This window comes from Caulobacter sp. (assembly GCF_017744445.1).
Classification (GTDB): Bacteria; Pseudomonadota; Alphaproteobacteria; order Caulobacterales; family Caulobacteraceae; genus Caulobacter.
In genome coordinates, this window is sequence record NZ_JAGIBH010000006.1 from 191,012 (window position 1) to 205,613 (window position 14,602).

The following is a 14,602-nucleotide window of genomic DNA, read 5'->3' on the forward strand; positions in this document are numbered from 1 at the left end:
TGTCTTTAGCGATGTTCCTTCGTCGCCGCGATCGCGGCCTTGGCGGCCAGGATGTAGGACGTGGTGGTGCTCACCGTGTATTCGCTCTCGAACCACAGGAACGGCCATTCGGTCATCATCTCGGGGAAGTCCGGCTTGATGACCAGGACCCCGGGCGCGATGCCGCCGGGGATGAAGCCGTAGTCGGCGCGGTTGTGACCATAGCCGTTCAGCTTCGAGCGCGTCCCCACGGTCGATACCAGGGACAGGTTGTTGGCCGGGTGGCGACCAAGCAGGTAGTCTAGCGCATGCAGGGTGTATTCCGGCCCGATCAGGTCCGGGAACGCCTGGTGCATCAGGTACATGTTGCTGCCGAAGCTGGCGACTTCGCCCGAGCCCGCCCAGGAGCCCATGCTGATCGGCACGCCGAACGGGTTGCCGGCCAGGTCCTTGTCGACCCGCGGCTTGACGCCGGCCACCAGGGTCCTGATCCGCGCCTTGTAGGCGGCGTCCATGTAGGGGATGGCGCGCACGGCCGCGCCGCTGACCCGATCGAAATTGGCTTCGATCGCCGGCGTCAGCGCTTTCAGACGCGCCGTGTAGAGCGGGTCGCCCTTGGTGGTGATGACCAGCTCGACCGTCGCGGCGACCTTGGCCAGGTCGAGGAAGCGCGACATGTTCCCGCTGTCGTCACGGCCATCGCTGCCGTTGGCGGCCTCGCCCTCACGCTTGGTCCACAGCGCCTTGGCGACGGTAAGGGCCTCGGCCGACATCGCCGGATCGAAGTCCTTCAGCGCGCGGCTGGCCGCCGCCAGGCTGCCGGCCATCATCAGGTCGTTGGCCGGGTAGGCGGTGGTGAACGCCCAGCGATCATCGGGTACGCCCGAGCGATCGCCCTTGACCTCGTTCGGACCCAGCGAGGCGTCGTACAGCTTGCCGTCGGTCTGGGACACAGCATCGCCCAGGTGCGCGTACTGGCGCAGCTTGGGGTCGACGATGCCGACGATCGAATGGCCGAAGACCTTGTACTGGGCCAGCAGCTGCAGCACGCCGTGGCGCACCTGCTGCAGCGCGTCGGGTGCGCCGTCAGGCTTGCGGATCTCGACCTCGCGCGCCTTGTCGTCGACGCTGGTTTCATCCCAGTCCAGGCCGAACAGCTCGCGCGCCCAGACCAGATCGCGCACCACCTGGGCGTTCTGCGGGGTCTGGATGTCGTAGTCGCCGGCGTCCTGGAAGCCGCCGACGGCCAGCCCCGGAATGTGCTCGCCCGGCTTGAAGGGCGAGTCCAGGTTCGGCCCCATGCGATAGCCGTCGAAGTGGGTGATGTTGGGCGGCGCCTGGACGGCGTCGTCCATGTGCGGGGCGCGCTGCCATACGCGGTATTGCTCGCGCACGGTCGTGTGGTCCATCTGCACGGGCAGATAGGTGTCCAGCGACGGCTGCCAGATCCGCTCATAGGCGTCGGCGGCGATCGGGAAGGGGTTGGTCGTGTGGCCGGCATACGAGATCGCGTAGATGCCGGGCTCACGCACGCTGGAGAAGTCGAAGGCGGCGTAGTTGTAGCGCAGGAACTTGCCGCGCGACTGGACCGGCGCGCTGAACACGGGCTTCTCGCCGCTGTCGGTCAGCTTGACCAGCGTGGCCTGCGTCGGAGCCTTGAAGTTGGGATCCAGTTCGATCAGCGCCACCTTGCTGCGCTGGGGCGTGTAGCCGGCCTGGTTGAACGAGACGACCGGCGCGCGCGTCCAGCCGGGGATCACGTTCGGCTTCACATGCCAGACGACGGCGTCTTCCTTGGCGCCCGCGGCGATCATCGAACGCACGACGAACCAGCCGTTCTGGGCGCGGTTGCGGGCGTCGTACAGGGCCAGGGGCGCATTGGCGGTGATGGTGACGCGGGTGGTCGGGTCTTCCGGCGACAGGGTCACGCTGTTGGCGCCCGACGCCATCGGCTTGGGGTCGCCCGAGCCGTCGGTCGCCATGGGGCCGTTGGGATTGCGCGGGAACAGACCCGGACGGTCGCCCATCAGGTAGGTCTTGCCGAAATAGGCGGTGGGCAGGAAGTCCAGGTTGAAGCCGGCCTTGCCGACCAGTTCCGGCGGCAGCGGAGCGTCCAGGTCAACCGCGATGCGGAAGCCGCCGCCGTCCTCGGGCGTGACCTTCACGCGATAGTTCAGCTTTTCCTTGGGAAAGCTGGACCGCACGATGATCTGGCCCGGCGCGTCGCCCAGCGTGCGCTCGCCAAACATCGGGACGGGATCCCATTGCTCGGGCGTTGGGTTCAGCCGCACCTCGCCGTCGGTGGCGATGCGTTCGCCATGCAGGACGATCTGGATGCCGGCGTTCTTCTCGTCGAAGAAGATCGGGCTGAAATGGTTCTGTTCGACGATGACGCTGAGGCCCGGCGCCTCCAGCGTCTGATCGGGGCTGCGCTGCAACGTCTGGGCGTGAGCGGCGGTGATCGCGAGCGCCGAGCAGGCGGCCACGGTCAGCAGGATGTTCCTTCGCATTTTCCTCTCCTGGTAGCGGTAACAATTCTTGTCGTGGAGCGGCGGGTTGATGTCCCGTCGTCGATCTTTGAGTGGTGTGGATCGCTGGCCGTCGCGGGTGCGGGGCAGGAACCTTTGAGTCTTGGCGTCTGGCTGGCGTCAGAGCCGCCAAGAGCGACTCGCTATGGTCCAGTACAACGTGTATTTTTGTAGGACTAATTGCAGAGCCGAAATGAAGAGCCGGCTCCGTGTCCTGGGCGGATTTATAGCTGCACCTGAAGCCGGGGCAAGGTTCATTTGCCAGTTTAGGACGTGCTCGTCGTGGGGAGGCCTACGACCAGTTCCGCATTGACGTCTCATTTTGTCTGAGTAATTTTGCCTCCCAATATCTAGGGAGCGGTAACATGGGTTTGAGGTTGGCGACGCTGGCGTTGGTGGCGGCCATGTCTGTCGGGTCCGCGGCAGGCGCGAGCGAGGCGTCGGCGCCGGGCTCCAATCCCATCATTCGCGACAAGTTCACGGCCGATCCCGCGCCGCTGGTCGTCGGCGATACGCTCTATCTGTATGTCGGCCACGACGAGGCCCAGCGCGACGAGATGTTCAACATGCGCGAGTGGCTGGTCTATTCGACCAAGGACATGAAGACCTGGAAGTCCTACGCCCCGATCATGAACGTGGCGGACTTCAAGTGGGCCAAGAAGGACGCCTGGGCGTCGCAGGCGATCCAGAAGAACGGCAAGTTCTATTTCTACGCGGCGGTCGAGCACGACAACACCCATCCGGGCAAGGCGATCGCGGTGGCGGTCTCCGACAGTCCGACCGGGCCCTTCGTCGACGCGCGCGGATCGGCCCTGATCACCAACCAGATGACGCCCAAGGGCACGCACAGCTGGGAGGATATCGATCCCACCGTCTTCACCGACGACGACGGCACGACCTGGATCGCCTGGGGCAATCGCCAAGCCTATATCGCCAAGCTGAAGCCTAACATGATCGAGATCGACGGTCCGATCACCGAGATCACGCCGCCGCACTTCGAGGAAGGGCCGTGGCTGCACAAGCGCGGCGACACCTACTACCTGACCTATGCCTCGCTGGATCGGACGACGCAGCGTGATGAGCACGTGTCCTATTCCACCGCGCCGTCCATCCAGGGGCCGTGGACCTATCGCGGCCTGCTGACCGGGTCGGGAAAGTACAGCTTCACGATCCATCCCGGCATCGCCCAGTTCAAAGGCGATTGGTACCTGTTCCTGCACAATGCCGACCTGGCGGTGGGCGACCAGAGCGGCGCCATCGGGCGCCGGGCCGTGACGGTCGAGCGCCTGCACTACAATGCCGACGGCACGATGCAGCCGGTCACTCAGACCAAGGCGGGCATCACCGCGTCGGCTCACTGAAAATCATAACAAGCGGCGCGCATCGGAGTGGTGCGCGCCCGCAATGCGCACGGGGAAACGATGAGGAAGTTGCTGACCGCGAGCCTGATGGCCGCGCTCCTTGGATCGACCGCCGCCGCCGCCCAGAGCGATCCGCTGGCGCCGACCGGGCGCTGGACGGCCTATACCGCCGGACGCGCGACGACGCCGCCGATGGGGTGGAGCACCTGGAACGCCTTCGCCACCGCCATCGACGAGGAGAAGATCCTCGGCTCGGCCAAGATCATCGTGGACAGCGGCCTGGCGGCCAAGGGCTATCGCTACATCAACATCGACGACGGTTGGGCGCTGAAGCGGCGCATGCCCGACGGCAAGATGATCATCCGTGAGGACAAGTTCCCGTCCTCGCGCACCGGCGGGGATGCGCCCAGCTTCAAGGCCTATACCGACAAGCTGCATGCCATGGGCCTGAAAGCCGGCATCTATTCGGACCTTGGCCGCAATACCTGTTCCGAGGCCTATTCGCCGACCGACGACGACCTGCCCAAGGGCACGGTGCTGGAGCGCGAAGTCGGGCTCTATGGCCGTATCGACCAGGACATCGCGCTTTATTTCAAGGACTGGGGCTTCGACTTCATCAAGGTCGACAGCTGCGGCCTGCGGGACTACGCGCCGCAAGCCGAGCGGGTGACGTCGGGCAAGTTCCGGGCGCTGGGGCCGTTCCTGGATTCCAGCGAGGTGATGCGCACCGACATCGCCACGATCCAGGGCATGTTCCGCCAGATCAACACCGCCCTGGTTCGCGAGAATCCGGATGGCGACTACCTGCTGTCCCTGTGCGTCTGGGGCTCGGCGAACGTGCGCGCCTGGGGCAAGGACTACGGCGGCATCTCGCGCACCAGCGATGACATCTCGCCGGCGTGGGGGCGACTGCTGGTCAACTACGACACGACCGTCACCCGCTCGCTGTACGCCCATCCCGGCTCGTGGAACGACCCGGACATGCTGCACATTGGGGCCGGCGACTTCGACGCCGATCACCTGACCGAAGCGCGTTCGCACTTCGCGCTGTGGGCGATCCTGAACGCGCCGCTGCTGATCGGCGCCGACCTGCGCACCACGCCCCAGTCGCTGCTGGACATCTATGGCAATACCGACCTGATCGCGATCAACCAGGATCCGGCCGGCAACCAGGCGGTGCTGGCCCACGACTCCAGCGACCTGCAGATCCTGGTGAAGACCCTGTCGAATGGCGACAAGGCCGTGGCGATCTTCAACCGGGGATCGGGCGACTACGACGTCGACCTGGGGGCCAACCACCTGAAGTTCGCCGACAATGCGCCGATCGAGCTGACCGACCTGTGGAGCAAGCAGAAGACCAGCTTCACCAAGCGCACCAAGCTGCACGTCAAACCGCGCGAGACGCTGATCTTCCGGGCGCATGGGACGAGGAGCCTGCAAGGCGGCTATTATCTGTCCGAGCAGCCGGGCAGCGTGAACCCGGCGGTCGACGGCATCGTCCAGCCGACCCCCGATCCTTCGATCTTCCGCACGGCGGCAGGTTGGGGCGGCACCGGCGGGCCGGGCGACCGTCCGTCCTATGCTGGCTGGGGCGGTGCGCGAGCCGACAGCGCGCCCTATGGTCAGAACCTGCAGATCGCGGGCAAGCGGTTCGCCGCCGGCATCGGCATCCTGGCCAATTCGCGGCTTGAGGTGCGCAATGGCGGGGCAGGGCGCTTCACCACCCTGGTCGGCGTCGACGACAGCGCCAGCGACAAGACCAGCGACGTGACCTTCGCCGTCTATGGCGACGGCAAGCTGCTGGCGACCAGCAAGCCGGCCAAGTGGGGCATGGCCCCGCAGTCGATCTCGGTCCCGGTCGCCGGGGTCAAGCTGATCGAACTGGTGGCCCGCAGCCCGCGCGGCGACAACCAGCGCCTGCCGGTCACCTGGGGCGAGGCGGCGCTGCTGGACCGCTGACGACCAGAGGGGCCGCCGTCGCCTAGAGCGCTTCCTGCCAGTGCGGGTAGGTGACGTAGGCGGTGGCAGCCCCTTCCTCGTGGGCGCGGATCGTGACCGACGCGCCCTTGGGCATATGGATGACCTCGCCGGGCCCCGCGGTCACCACGGCGCCGTCGCTCGAGACCGACAGCCTCCCCGCCAGGATGATCATGACGTCGTCCACCGCGATCTTTTCCTCGAGAGTCGCACCAGGTCCGTAGCGACCGAAGCCGATGGTGATCGGCGCGCCGTGCCGCTGGTCGACGACATTGCCGGCATAGACCTCGCCGTCCTGGCCGGGCGAGCGCTCGAGCGTCGCGTCGGCGACGTTGAACTTCTGCACCTTCATGCGGGCTCTCCTGCCTCTGTTCGCCGTCGTGACGAACGTGGCGGGGGCGGCATGGTTCAGCGCGCTTGGGCGACCAAACCGGATGTGACGCAAATTGTAATTGACGATACTGTTTCATAGACATACTAATTTTCCCCAACGAGATAACGGGTGGGGAGGGCCGCGACATGGAAGACATCACGGCCTTTGGCGTGCTCGGCGAGCGCCTGAGTTTCCTGCTGCACCACGCCGACATGGGCGCGATGACCGCCCTGGCCGAGCGCCTGTCGCCGCTGGGGGTGACGCCCGGCCGAGCCACCGCCATCGTCTATATCGGCCTGCATGAAGGCTGCGACCAGATCACTCTGGGCCGTGCGCTGGGCGTCAACCGCGCCAGCACGATGAAGGCCATCGATGCGCTGACCGTGCTGGGTGCGATCGAGCGCCGGCCCGGCCGCGACCGCCGCACCAACGCCCTTCACCTGACCGAGACCGGCCGCGGTCTGCGCGGCGCGATCGAGCAGGCGACCCGCGAGCACGACCAGGCCGCCTTCGACGCGCTGTCGGCCGACGAGCGGACCCAGCTGCGCGGCCTGCTGACCAAGCTGCGGAGCGGGGCCCGACGCCGCGCTCCGGCTATCGCCATGGCCGCTACTCGATGAGCAAGGCCTCCCCAGCGTCGCGAAAGGATTGATCATGAGCATTACCGCTACCTTCGAGCGCCTCGATCCGATGACGGGGGCGGTCGCCACGACCGCGCCGGCGATGACCATCGCCCAGGCAGAGGCCGCCGCCGACAAGGCGGAGGCCGCCTTTGCCGGCTGGAGCGCGCTGGGTCCCAATGCCCGCCGCGCCTTCCTGACCAAGGCCGCCGACGCCCTGGCCGCCCGGGGCGACGCCTTCGTCCAGGCGATGATGGGCGAGATCGGCGCCACCGAGGGCTGGGCGCGCTTCAACCTGATGCTGGCGGTCGGCATCGTCCGTGAGGCCGCCGCCCTGACCACCCAGATCGGCGGCGAGGTCATTCCGTCCGACAAGCCCGGCTGCATCGCCATGGCCCTGCGCGAGCCGGCCGGCGTGGTGCTGGGCATCGCGCCGTGGAACGCGCCGATCATCCTGGGTGTCCGCGCCATCGCCACGCCGCTGGCTTGCGGCAACACCGTGATCCTCAAGGCGTCCGAGACCTGCCCGCGCACCCATGAGCTGATCATCGAGGCCTTCGCCGAGGCCGGCCTGCCCGAGGGCGTGGTCAATGTGGTCACCAACGCCCCGGCCGACGCGCCCGCCATCGTCGGCGCCCTGATCGACCACCCGGCCGTGCGCCGCGTGAACTTCACGGGCTCGACGGCGGTGGGCAAGATCATCGCCAAGCGCTGCGCCGAGCACCTCAAGCCGGTCCTGCTGGAGTTGGGCGGCAAGGCCCCGCTGATCGTGCTGGACGACGCCGATCTGGACGAGGCGGTCAAGGCCGCCGCCTTCGGCGCCTTCATGAACCAGGGCCAGATCTGCATGTCGACCGAGCGGATCATCGTGGTCGACGCCATCGCCGACGCCTTCGTCGACAAGTTCAAGGCCAAGGTCGGGGGCATGGCAGTCGGCGACCCGCGCGAGGGCAAGACGCCGCTGGGCGCGGTGGTCGACCTCAAGGCCGTCGGCCATGTCGAGAGCCTGGTCGCCGACGCCCTGGCGGCCGGCGCGGTGCAGGTCAATGGCGGCGCCTCGAACGGCGTATTGATGCCGGCCACCGTGGTCGACAAGGTCACGCCGCAGATGAAGCTGTTCCGCGACGAGAGCTTCGGCCCCGTGGTCGCCGTGATCCGGGCCCGCGACGAGGCCCACGCCATCGAGCTGGCCAACGACACCGAATACGGCCTGTCGGCCGCCGTCTTCACCCGCGACACCGCGCGCGGCCTGAAGGTCGCCCGCCAGATCAAGTCGGGCATCTGCCACGTCAACGGCCCGACCGTGCACGACGAGGCCCAGATGCCGTTCGGCGGCGTCAAGGCCTCCGGCTACGGCCGTTTCGGCGGCAAGGCCGGCATCGACGCCTTCACCGAGCTGCGCTGGATCACCATTGAGACGCAGCCCGGCCACTACCCCATCTGACGCGGCTCAAGCGTCTTCCTCCCCCGAATTCTCCTCAAGGACCGGTCATGACCGAGATCAACGACACCGCCACCTTCACGGTCGAGAACCGCATCGCCTGGGTGAAGTTCAACCGCCCGGACAAGCGCAACTGCATGAGCCCGCGCCTCAACCAGCGCATGGGCGAGATCCTGGCCGAGCTGGAATATCGCGACGACGTCGGCGTGCTGGTGCTGACCGGCGAGGGCTCGGCCTGGTCGGCGGGCATGGACCTGAAGGAATACTTCCGCGAGACCGAGGCCAAGGGCCTGGGCGCGGTGCGTCAGGCCCAGCGCGAGTCCTACGGCTGGTGGCGGCGCCTGCGCTGGTACCAAAAGCCGACCATCGCCATGGTCAACGGCTGGTGCTTCGGCGGCGGCTACGGCCCGCTGTATTCGTGCGACCTGGCCATCGCCGCCGACGAGGCCCAGTTCGCCCTGTCGGAGATCAACTGGGGCATCCTGCCGGGCGGCGGCGCCACCAAGGTGGTGTCGGACCTGATCCCGATGCGCGACGCCATGTACCACGCCCTGACCGGCGAGCTGATCGACGGCAAGAAGGCCGCGGCCTGGCGCCTGGTCAATGAGAGCGTGCCGCTGGACCAGCTGAAGGCGCGGGTCGTCGAGCTGGCCGAGGTGCTGCTGAAGAAGAACCCGGTCGCCCTGAAGGCCACCAAGGACGCGGTCCGTCGGGTCAAGGAGATGACCTACGACAACGCCGAGGACTATCTGGTCCGCGCGCAGGAGGCCGCCAACTCGTTCGACGACGATGGCCGCAAGGAAGGCATCAAGCAGTTCATCGACGACAAGACCTACAAGCCCGGCCTGGGCGCCTACGACCTGGCCAAGCAAGGCTAGGCAGGGCTGAAAAGGGGAGGCGTTCATGGGCGGTGCGATCGATCATGTGGGCCTCCAGGCTCGCCTGGGGCCCCAGCGGCTGGCGGCGGTTGACCTGGCCAGCGGCTGGCGCTGGACCTATGGCGAGCTGGACGCGGCGATCGCCCGCTGCGTCCGGGTGCTGGTCGAGCGCGGCGTGGGCTTAGGCGATCGCGTCGTCAGCCTGGCCCGCAACCGCGTCGAGCTGGCGATCCTGCACCTGGCCTGCGCCCGGATCGGGGCGATCTATACGCCGCTGAACTGGCGGCTGAGCGCGGCCGAGATCCTGGCCCTGGTCCAGGACGCCGAGCCCCGCCTGGTGGTCGGCGACCATGAGCTACAGCGGGTCGGCCTGGACGGCCTCTCCCTCGACCTGCTGGCCGGCGAGATCGAGGCCGCTTCGCCCTTGGACCTCGGGCCGTTCGATCGCGATCGGCCGTCGCTGATCCTCTACACCTCCGGCACCTCGGGCCGGCCCAAGGGCGTGCTGCTCAGCGAGCGCAATCTGGACCAGACGGCGCAGAACTTCGGTCGACTTGGGCGGGTCACGCACGAGAGCGTGTTCCTCAACGATGCGCCGATGTTCCACGTCATCGGCCTTGTGACCTGCGTCCGACCGGCCATGCTGCACGGCGGGACCATCCTGGTGTCGGACGGCTTCGAGCCGGCCCGGACCCTGGCGCGGCTCGGCGATCCGGCGCTGAGCGCCACCCACTATTTCGGCGTGCCGCAGATGGCCCACGCCCTGCGCGCTCACCCGTTGTTCGACGCCGATCGCCTGCGTGGCCTGACGGCGATCTTCACCGGCGGCGCGCCGCATCCGGCCGCCGACATCCGCGCCTGGCTGGCCGACGGCATCCCCATCGTTGACGGCTTCGGCATGAGCGAGGCGGGGACCGTGTTCGGCATGCCCGTCGACATCGCCGCGATCGACGCGCGGGCCGGATCGGCGGGCGTGGCCATGCCGGGCGTGTTCAGCCGCATCGTCGACGCCGACGGCCGTGACTGTCCGCCCGACGTGGCCGGCGAGCTGTTGCTGAAGGGCGAGAACCTGTTCTCGGACTACTGGCGCCGGCCCGAGGAGACGGCAAAGGCCTTCGACGCCGAGGGCTGGTTCCACACCGGCGACATCGCGCGCGCCGACGCCGAGGGCTTCCACTGGCTGGTGGACCGCAAGAAGGACATGTTCATCTCGGGCGGCGAGAACGTCTATCCGGCCGAGATCGAGGCGGCCCTGGCCGGCCATCCGGCGATCGCCGAATGCGCCGTCGTCGGCCTGCCCGACGCGCGCTGGGGCGAGATCGGCTGCCTGGTCGTCGTGACCCGGCCGGGCCTGACCCTCAGCCACGACGAGGTCCTGGCGCACCTGGAACCGCGCTTGGCCCGATACAAGCTGCCCAAGTTCACCACGCCCATGGACGCTCTGCCGCGGACGGGCACTGGCAAGGTGCAGAAGACTGTGCTGCGGGAGCAGTTGCTGGAGCGGTCGCTGGCTTAGGGGCTGTAGCTTTAACCTCCCCATCACCGAGCATCCCCGCGAAGGCGGGGATCCAAGCTGGTTTTCAGGATCGGGTGAGGCCGAGCGATGTCCCGCTGACTCGGCTTGGGTCCCCGCGTTCGCGGGGATGGTCGGATTTGGGGGAGGTCAAAGCCGGATGCCGACGACCTAGCCGACCTCCTGGGCGATCATCCGATCGATCAGCCGCCGCGCGTGCGTGCCGCCGGCGTCGATGTTCAGGGTCAGCAAGCGACGGTCGGGCCGGCGCGAGAGATTGGCTTGCTGACGTTCCAGCACGGCCAGGTCCTCGCTGAAGATCTTGCCCTGGCCTTCGCGAATGGTGTCGGTCAGCGCGGCGTCGTCGACAGCGAAGGCGCGGGCCATGCCCCAGAAGTACCAGTGCGAGGTCGGGGTCTCGGGCGTGATGAAGTCGACCACGATGCTGGACGCCTTGACCGCCAGTGGGGCGTCGTAGCCGCCGCGGCCGGCTAGAGCCACGCCGACCTCGATCATCACCTGGCTGGGCAGGGAGAACCGGCAGATCTGCCAGCGATCGACCACGGCGTCTTCGTCCAGGCCGGCGCCCTTCAGCGCCATGCGCCAGAACGGCGGCGCCTTCACGCCCGGCATGTCCCGGCGGGTGACGACCTGCTGGCCTTCCAGGGACGTGTTGACCGGCGCCTCGTCGATCTCGCGCTGGCCGATGCTGGTGGCGTGGACATAGGTCTCGTGCGTCAGGTCCATCAGGTTGTCGACCATCAGCCGGTAGTCGCAGGCGATGTGATAGAGCCCGCCGCCATAGGCCCAGCCGGGGTTCTCGGCCCAGGGCATCGGCGGCAGCTTGGCGATGTCGGCCTGCGCCGCGTCGCCCGGCCAGACCCAGATGAAGCCGTTGCGCTCGACGACCGGAAAGGCGCGGGCGGCGGGCAGGGCCTCGGTGCGCTGGCCAGGCATGCCGGCTGCGCGGCCGTCGCAGCCGACCGTCAGGCCGTGATAGCCGCAAACCAGCTGGCCCTCGCGCACGAAGCCCAGCGACAGCGGCGCGCCCCGATGCGGGCAGAAGTCCTCGACCGCGGCCACCTGGCCGGCCTGGCCACGGAAGAACACCATCGGCTCGCCGCAGATCGTGCGGCCCAGCGGCTGGGTCGTCAGCTCCTCGGACGTGGCGGCGACGTACCAGGCGTTGGATGGCCAGGTCGGGGTAGAGGGGAGCGATGCGCGCTGGGACAAGGCCGTCATGGTTTCCTCCGGCCGGCGTTGATCGCTCAGCATAGGTTTTGTGGCATACTGTTTGCGTGGCAAACTGTTGTCAATTGACGGACGGGGTCGATTTCGTGGCGACAAGCTCTATGCTAGGCCTGCAAATCGTCAGGGTTCCAACAGTCGGGAACCCGCCAAACCGATATGGACCCGCGCCCATGAAAGCTTCCGCAGACCTGTCGACCGTTGAGGACGGCGCGGAGTCGGGCCTGGATTTCGACACGCTGGACCAGGTGCTGGGCTTTCACGTCCGCCAGGCCCAGGGCACCATGCACCGGCACATCATCGCGGTGCTGGCCGAGGCCGACCTGACCCAGAAGCAGTCGGCGACCCTGTGGCTGATCGGCTCCAATCCCGGCACGTCGCAGATCGCCATCGGCAACGCCCTGCGCATGGACCGCGCCACCACCATGGCGGTGATCGACAAGCTGGAAGCGCGGACCCTGGTGATCCGCCAGCGCTCGGCCGTCGATCGGCGTCGCCACGAGCTCTATCTGACGCCCGCGGGCCAGAAGCTGCTGGTCGAGGTCAAGGCCATGGTCAAGGCGCACGAGCAGGCCTTCGCCGACCGCTTCACCGCCGCTGAGCTGGATACCCTGGTCGCCCTGCTCAAGCGCCTGTACGTCTAGCCCAGCTCTGAATCTATTTGGCGACAAATAGTTTGCCAAATAAACGATCCGATATACAAACAAATATAGACGCCCTTCAGGGCGCGACGGATCGGCTTCACGCCTGGAGGAAACGGAATGACCGAGGCCCGGATCGAGGCTGATGCGCAGACGCGCGCCCCGTCTCCCGCGATGCGTTCTCCCGCGATGCGCTGGCGCCCCTATCAGATCTATATTGTCGCGCTGCTGCTGCTGGTCACCGTCTGCAACTATCTGGACCGCATCATCCTGGGCGTGCTGCAGGAGCCTATCAAGCGCGAGCTTAGCCTTAGCGACGCGCAGCTGGGCCTGCTGAGCGGGCCGGCTTTCGCGATCTTCTATTCCGTCGCTGGCATCCCGATCGCGCGCCTGGCCGAACGGGTGAACCGCGCCAGGCTGCTGGCCTTCGTCATCGCCTTCTGGTCGACCATGACCGCCTTCTGCGGGCTGAGCGTCAGCTATGTGCAGCTGCTGGCGTCGCGGGTCGGCGTCGGCATGGGCGAGGGCGGCTGCATCCCGATCAGCCACTCGCTGCTGGCCGAGAACTTCAGCATGCGCCAGCGCGGCGTGGTGATGTCGATCGTCAGCACCGCGCCCTCTCTCGCCACGATCCTGGCCCCGGTCATCGGCGGCGTGGTGGCCCAGCAGTACGGCTGGCGCGTGGCGTTCCTGACCGTGGGCCTGCCCGGTATCTTGCTAGCCCTGCTGGTCCTGCTGACCCTCAAGGAGCCGCGCACCCAAGGCCAGGCCGCCGAGGCCGCCAAGGTTGAACGTCCCAAGAGCTCGTTCCTCAGCGACCTGAAGTGGCTGATCGCCAACCGGGCTTTCGTCTGGGTCTTCGTCGGCGGCGCTTTCATCGGCCTGGCCTATAACGCCACCACCGTATTTACCGTCTCGTTCATGATCCGCAGCCACGGCCTGACCCTGGCCCAGGCGGGCGGGGTGCTGGGCCTGAGCGGCATGGTCGGCCTGATCGGCACCTTCATCGGCGGGTTCGCCGCCGACCGTTTCGCCGACGATCGTGGACGCTCGTACGTCCTGGTGCCGGCGGTCGGGGCGGTGCTGACCTGTGTCTTCTACGTGCTGGCCTTCACCCAAGCCAGCTGGGCGATCGGCATGCCGTTCCTGCTGGCCTCGTCGGTGGCCTACAATCTCAAGAACGGCCCGATGTACGCGGCCGTGCAGAACATCGTGCCCAACACCATGCGAGCCACGGGCGCGGCGGTCTTCATGTTCGGCGCGACGGTCGTGGGCGCCATGGTCGGCCCGGTGCTGGCCGGCGGCATCAGCGATATGGTCTCCAGCCAGCGTTTCCCCGAGGCCATCGGGCGGTTCTCGGCGATGTGCCCCGGCGGCCATGCGGCCAAGGGCGCGGCCGCCGAGATCGGCGCGGCCTGCGCCACGGCGTCGGCGGCGGGCCTGCAGACGGCCCTCGTCACGGTGTCGTTCGGCTTCGTGCTGGCGGGCCTGTTCCTGTTCCTGGCCAGCCGCGCCCTCAAGCCCCGGACAGCCTAGTCCCGGGCGGCGGCGACGGCGCGGTAGAGCTTGTCCAGCAGGACGCCCAGCGTCGCCTGCTCCTCGGACGTCAGGGTGGCGTGGGCCTCGGCCTCGTTCTGGCGGACCAAGGCCGTCATCTTCTCCAGCGCCTTCTCGCCCTCGGGCGTGACGAACAGGTGGTGCCGGCGCCGGTCGGTGGTCGAGCGCTGGCGGCGGGTCCAGCCGCGCGCTTCCATGTTGTCGAGAATGGCCACGACGCTGGCCTTGTCGAAGCCCACCTCGCGCGACAGGGTTTTCTGCGACAGGCCCGGATTGGCGGCGATCAGCGCGAGGGTCGAGAACACGCCCGGCCGCAGGTCGGGATCGTCGAGCAGGGCGCTGAGCGATCGCGACAGGTGGTTCTGGATGCGCCGGATCCGGAAGCCGATGATCTCGCTCAGCACGCCGAGATCGATCTCGCCCTCGGGCTCGGCGACGGGATCGGAAAGGTCGGGCGTCACGGTCGAGGTCATGATCCTGCGGGCG

The 14,602-nt window shown here is 67.6% G+C and carries 12 protein-coding genes; 8 read left to right on the plus strand and 4 right to left on the minus strand.

All coding sequences use genetic code 11. From position 1 onward, the window contains the following. Positions 1–5 precede the first annotated feature (5 nt). Positions 6–2,489 (minus strand): glycoside hydrolase family 9 protein, encoded by a 2,484-nt coding sequence (locus tag J7528_RS10870; RefSeq protein ID WP_291873926.1) that lies wholly within the window; start codon positions 2,487–2,489, stop codon positions 6–8. Positions 2,490–2,911: 422 nt separating this feature from the next. On the opposite strand from J7528_RS10870, the gene J7528_RS10875 reads away from it, so the two are divergent. Together J7528_RS10875 and J7528_RS10880 are read left to right on the plus strand one after the other, a co-directional pair. Next, entirely contained in the window at positions 2,912–3,868 is a 957-nt protein-coding gene (locus tag J7528_RS10875) for a glycoside hydrolase family 43 protein (RefSeq protein WP_291873929.1), read from the plus strand. A gap of 60 nt (positions 3,869–3,928) precedes the next feature. Next, positions 3,929–5,827 carry an NPCBM/NEW2 domain-containing protein gene (locus J7528_RS10880; protein ID WP_291873931.1) on the plus strand — a complete coding sequence of 633 codons (1,899 nt, stop codon included), beginning with the start codon at positions 3,929–3,931 and terminating at the stop codon, positions 5,825–5,827. A gap of 22 nt (positions 5,828–5,849) precedes the next feature. Here J7528_RS10880 and J7528_RS10885 read toward each other — a convergent pair whose 3' ends face one another. Continuing rightward, positions 5,850–6,197: an ethanolamine utilization protein gene (locus J7528_RS10885; protein ID WP_291873933.1), complete on the minus strand. Its 348-nt coding sequence runs from the start codon at positions 6,195–6,197 to the stop codon at positions 5,850–5,852. Between the two features lie 167 nt (positions 6,198–6,364). On the opposite strand from J7528_RS10885, the gene J7528_RS10890 reads away from it, so the two are divergent. From J7528_RS10890 to J7528_RS10905, 4 genes are read left to right on the plus strand one after another with little or no spacing between them, the layout of a single operon-like run. After that, positions 6,365–6,838: a MarR family transcriptional regulator gene (locus J7528_RS10890; protein WP_291873935.1), complete on the plus strand. Its 474-nt coding sequence runs from the start codon at positions 6,365–6,367 to the stop codon at positions 6,836–6,838. 31 nt (positions 6,839–6,869) lie between these two features. Then, complete coding sequence (locus tag J7528_RS10895) at positions 6,870–8,282, plus strand: aldehyde dehydrogenase (protein ID WP_291874426.1); 1,413 nt, start codon at positions 6,870–6,872, stop codon at positions 8,280–8,282. A 47-nt stretch (positions 8,283–8,329) separates the two neighbouring features. Continuing rightward, a complete protein-coding gene (locus J7528_RS10900) occupies positions 8,330–9,157 on the plus strand; it encodes a p-hydroxycinnamoyl CoA hydratase/lyase (protein WP_291873938.1) in 828 nt (275 codons plus the stop codon). A gap of 25 nt (positions 9,158–9,182) precedes the next feature. Next, on the plus strand, positions 9,183–10,673 hold the full coding sequence (locus tag J7528_RS10905; RefSeq protein ID WP_291873941.1) for an AMP-binding protein: 1,491 nt from the start codon (positions 9,183–9,185) through the stop codon (positions 10,671–10,673). A gap of 168 nt (positions 10,674–10,841) precedes the next feature. Here the strand turns inward: J7528_RS10905 and J7528_RS10910 are convergent, their stop codons facing one another. After that, on the minus strand, positions 10,842–11,912 hold the full coding sequence (locus J7528_RS10910; RefSeq protein ID WP_291873943.1) for an aromatic ring-hydroxylating dioxygenase subunit alpha: 1,071 nt from the start codon (positions 11,910–11,912) through the stop codon (positions 10,842–10,844). A 179-nt stretch (positions 11,913–12,091) separates the two neighbouring features. On the opposite strand from J7528_RS10910, the gene J7528_RS10915 reads away from it, so the two are divergent. Together J7528_RS10915 and J7528_RS10920 are read left to right on the plus strand one after the other, a co-directional pair. Next, positions 12,092–12,562, plus strand: a complete 471-nt coding sequence (locus J7528_RS10915; protein ID WP_291873945.1) for a MarR family winged helix-turn-helix transcriptional regulator — start codon at positions 12,092–12,094, stop codon at positions 12,560–12,562. A 117-nt stretch (positions 12,563–12,679) separates the two neighbouring features. Next, positions 12,680–14,095, plus strand: a complete 1,416-nt coding sequence (locus J7528_RS10920; protein ID WP_291873948.1) for an MFS transporter — start codon at positions 12,680–12,682, stop codon at positions 14,093–14,095. On the opposite strand, the gene J7528_RS10925 is transcribed toward J7528_RS10920, so the two are convergent. Continuing rightward, positions 14,092–14,589, minus strand: coding sequence for a MarR family transcriptional regulator (locus tag J7528_RS10925; RefSeq protein ID WP_291873950.1), 498 nt, complete (start codon positions 14,587–14,589; stop codon positions 14,092–14,094). The genes J7528_RS10920 and J7528_RS10925 overlap by 4 nt on opposite strands. Positions 14,590–14,602 lie beyond the last annotated feature (13 nt).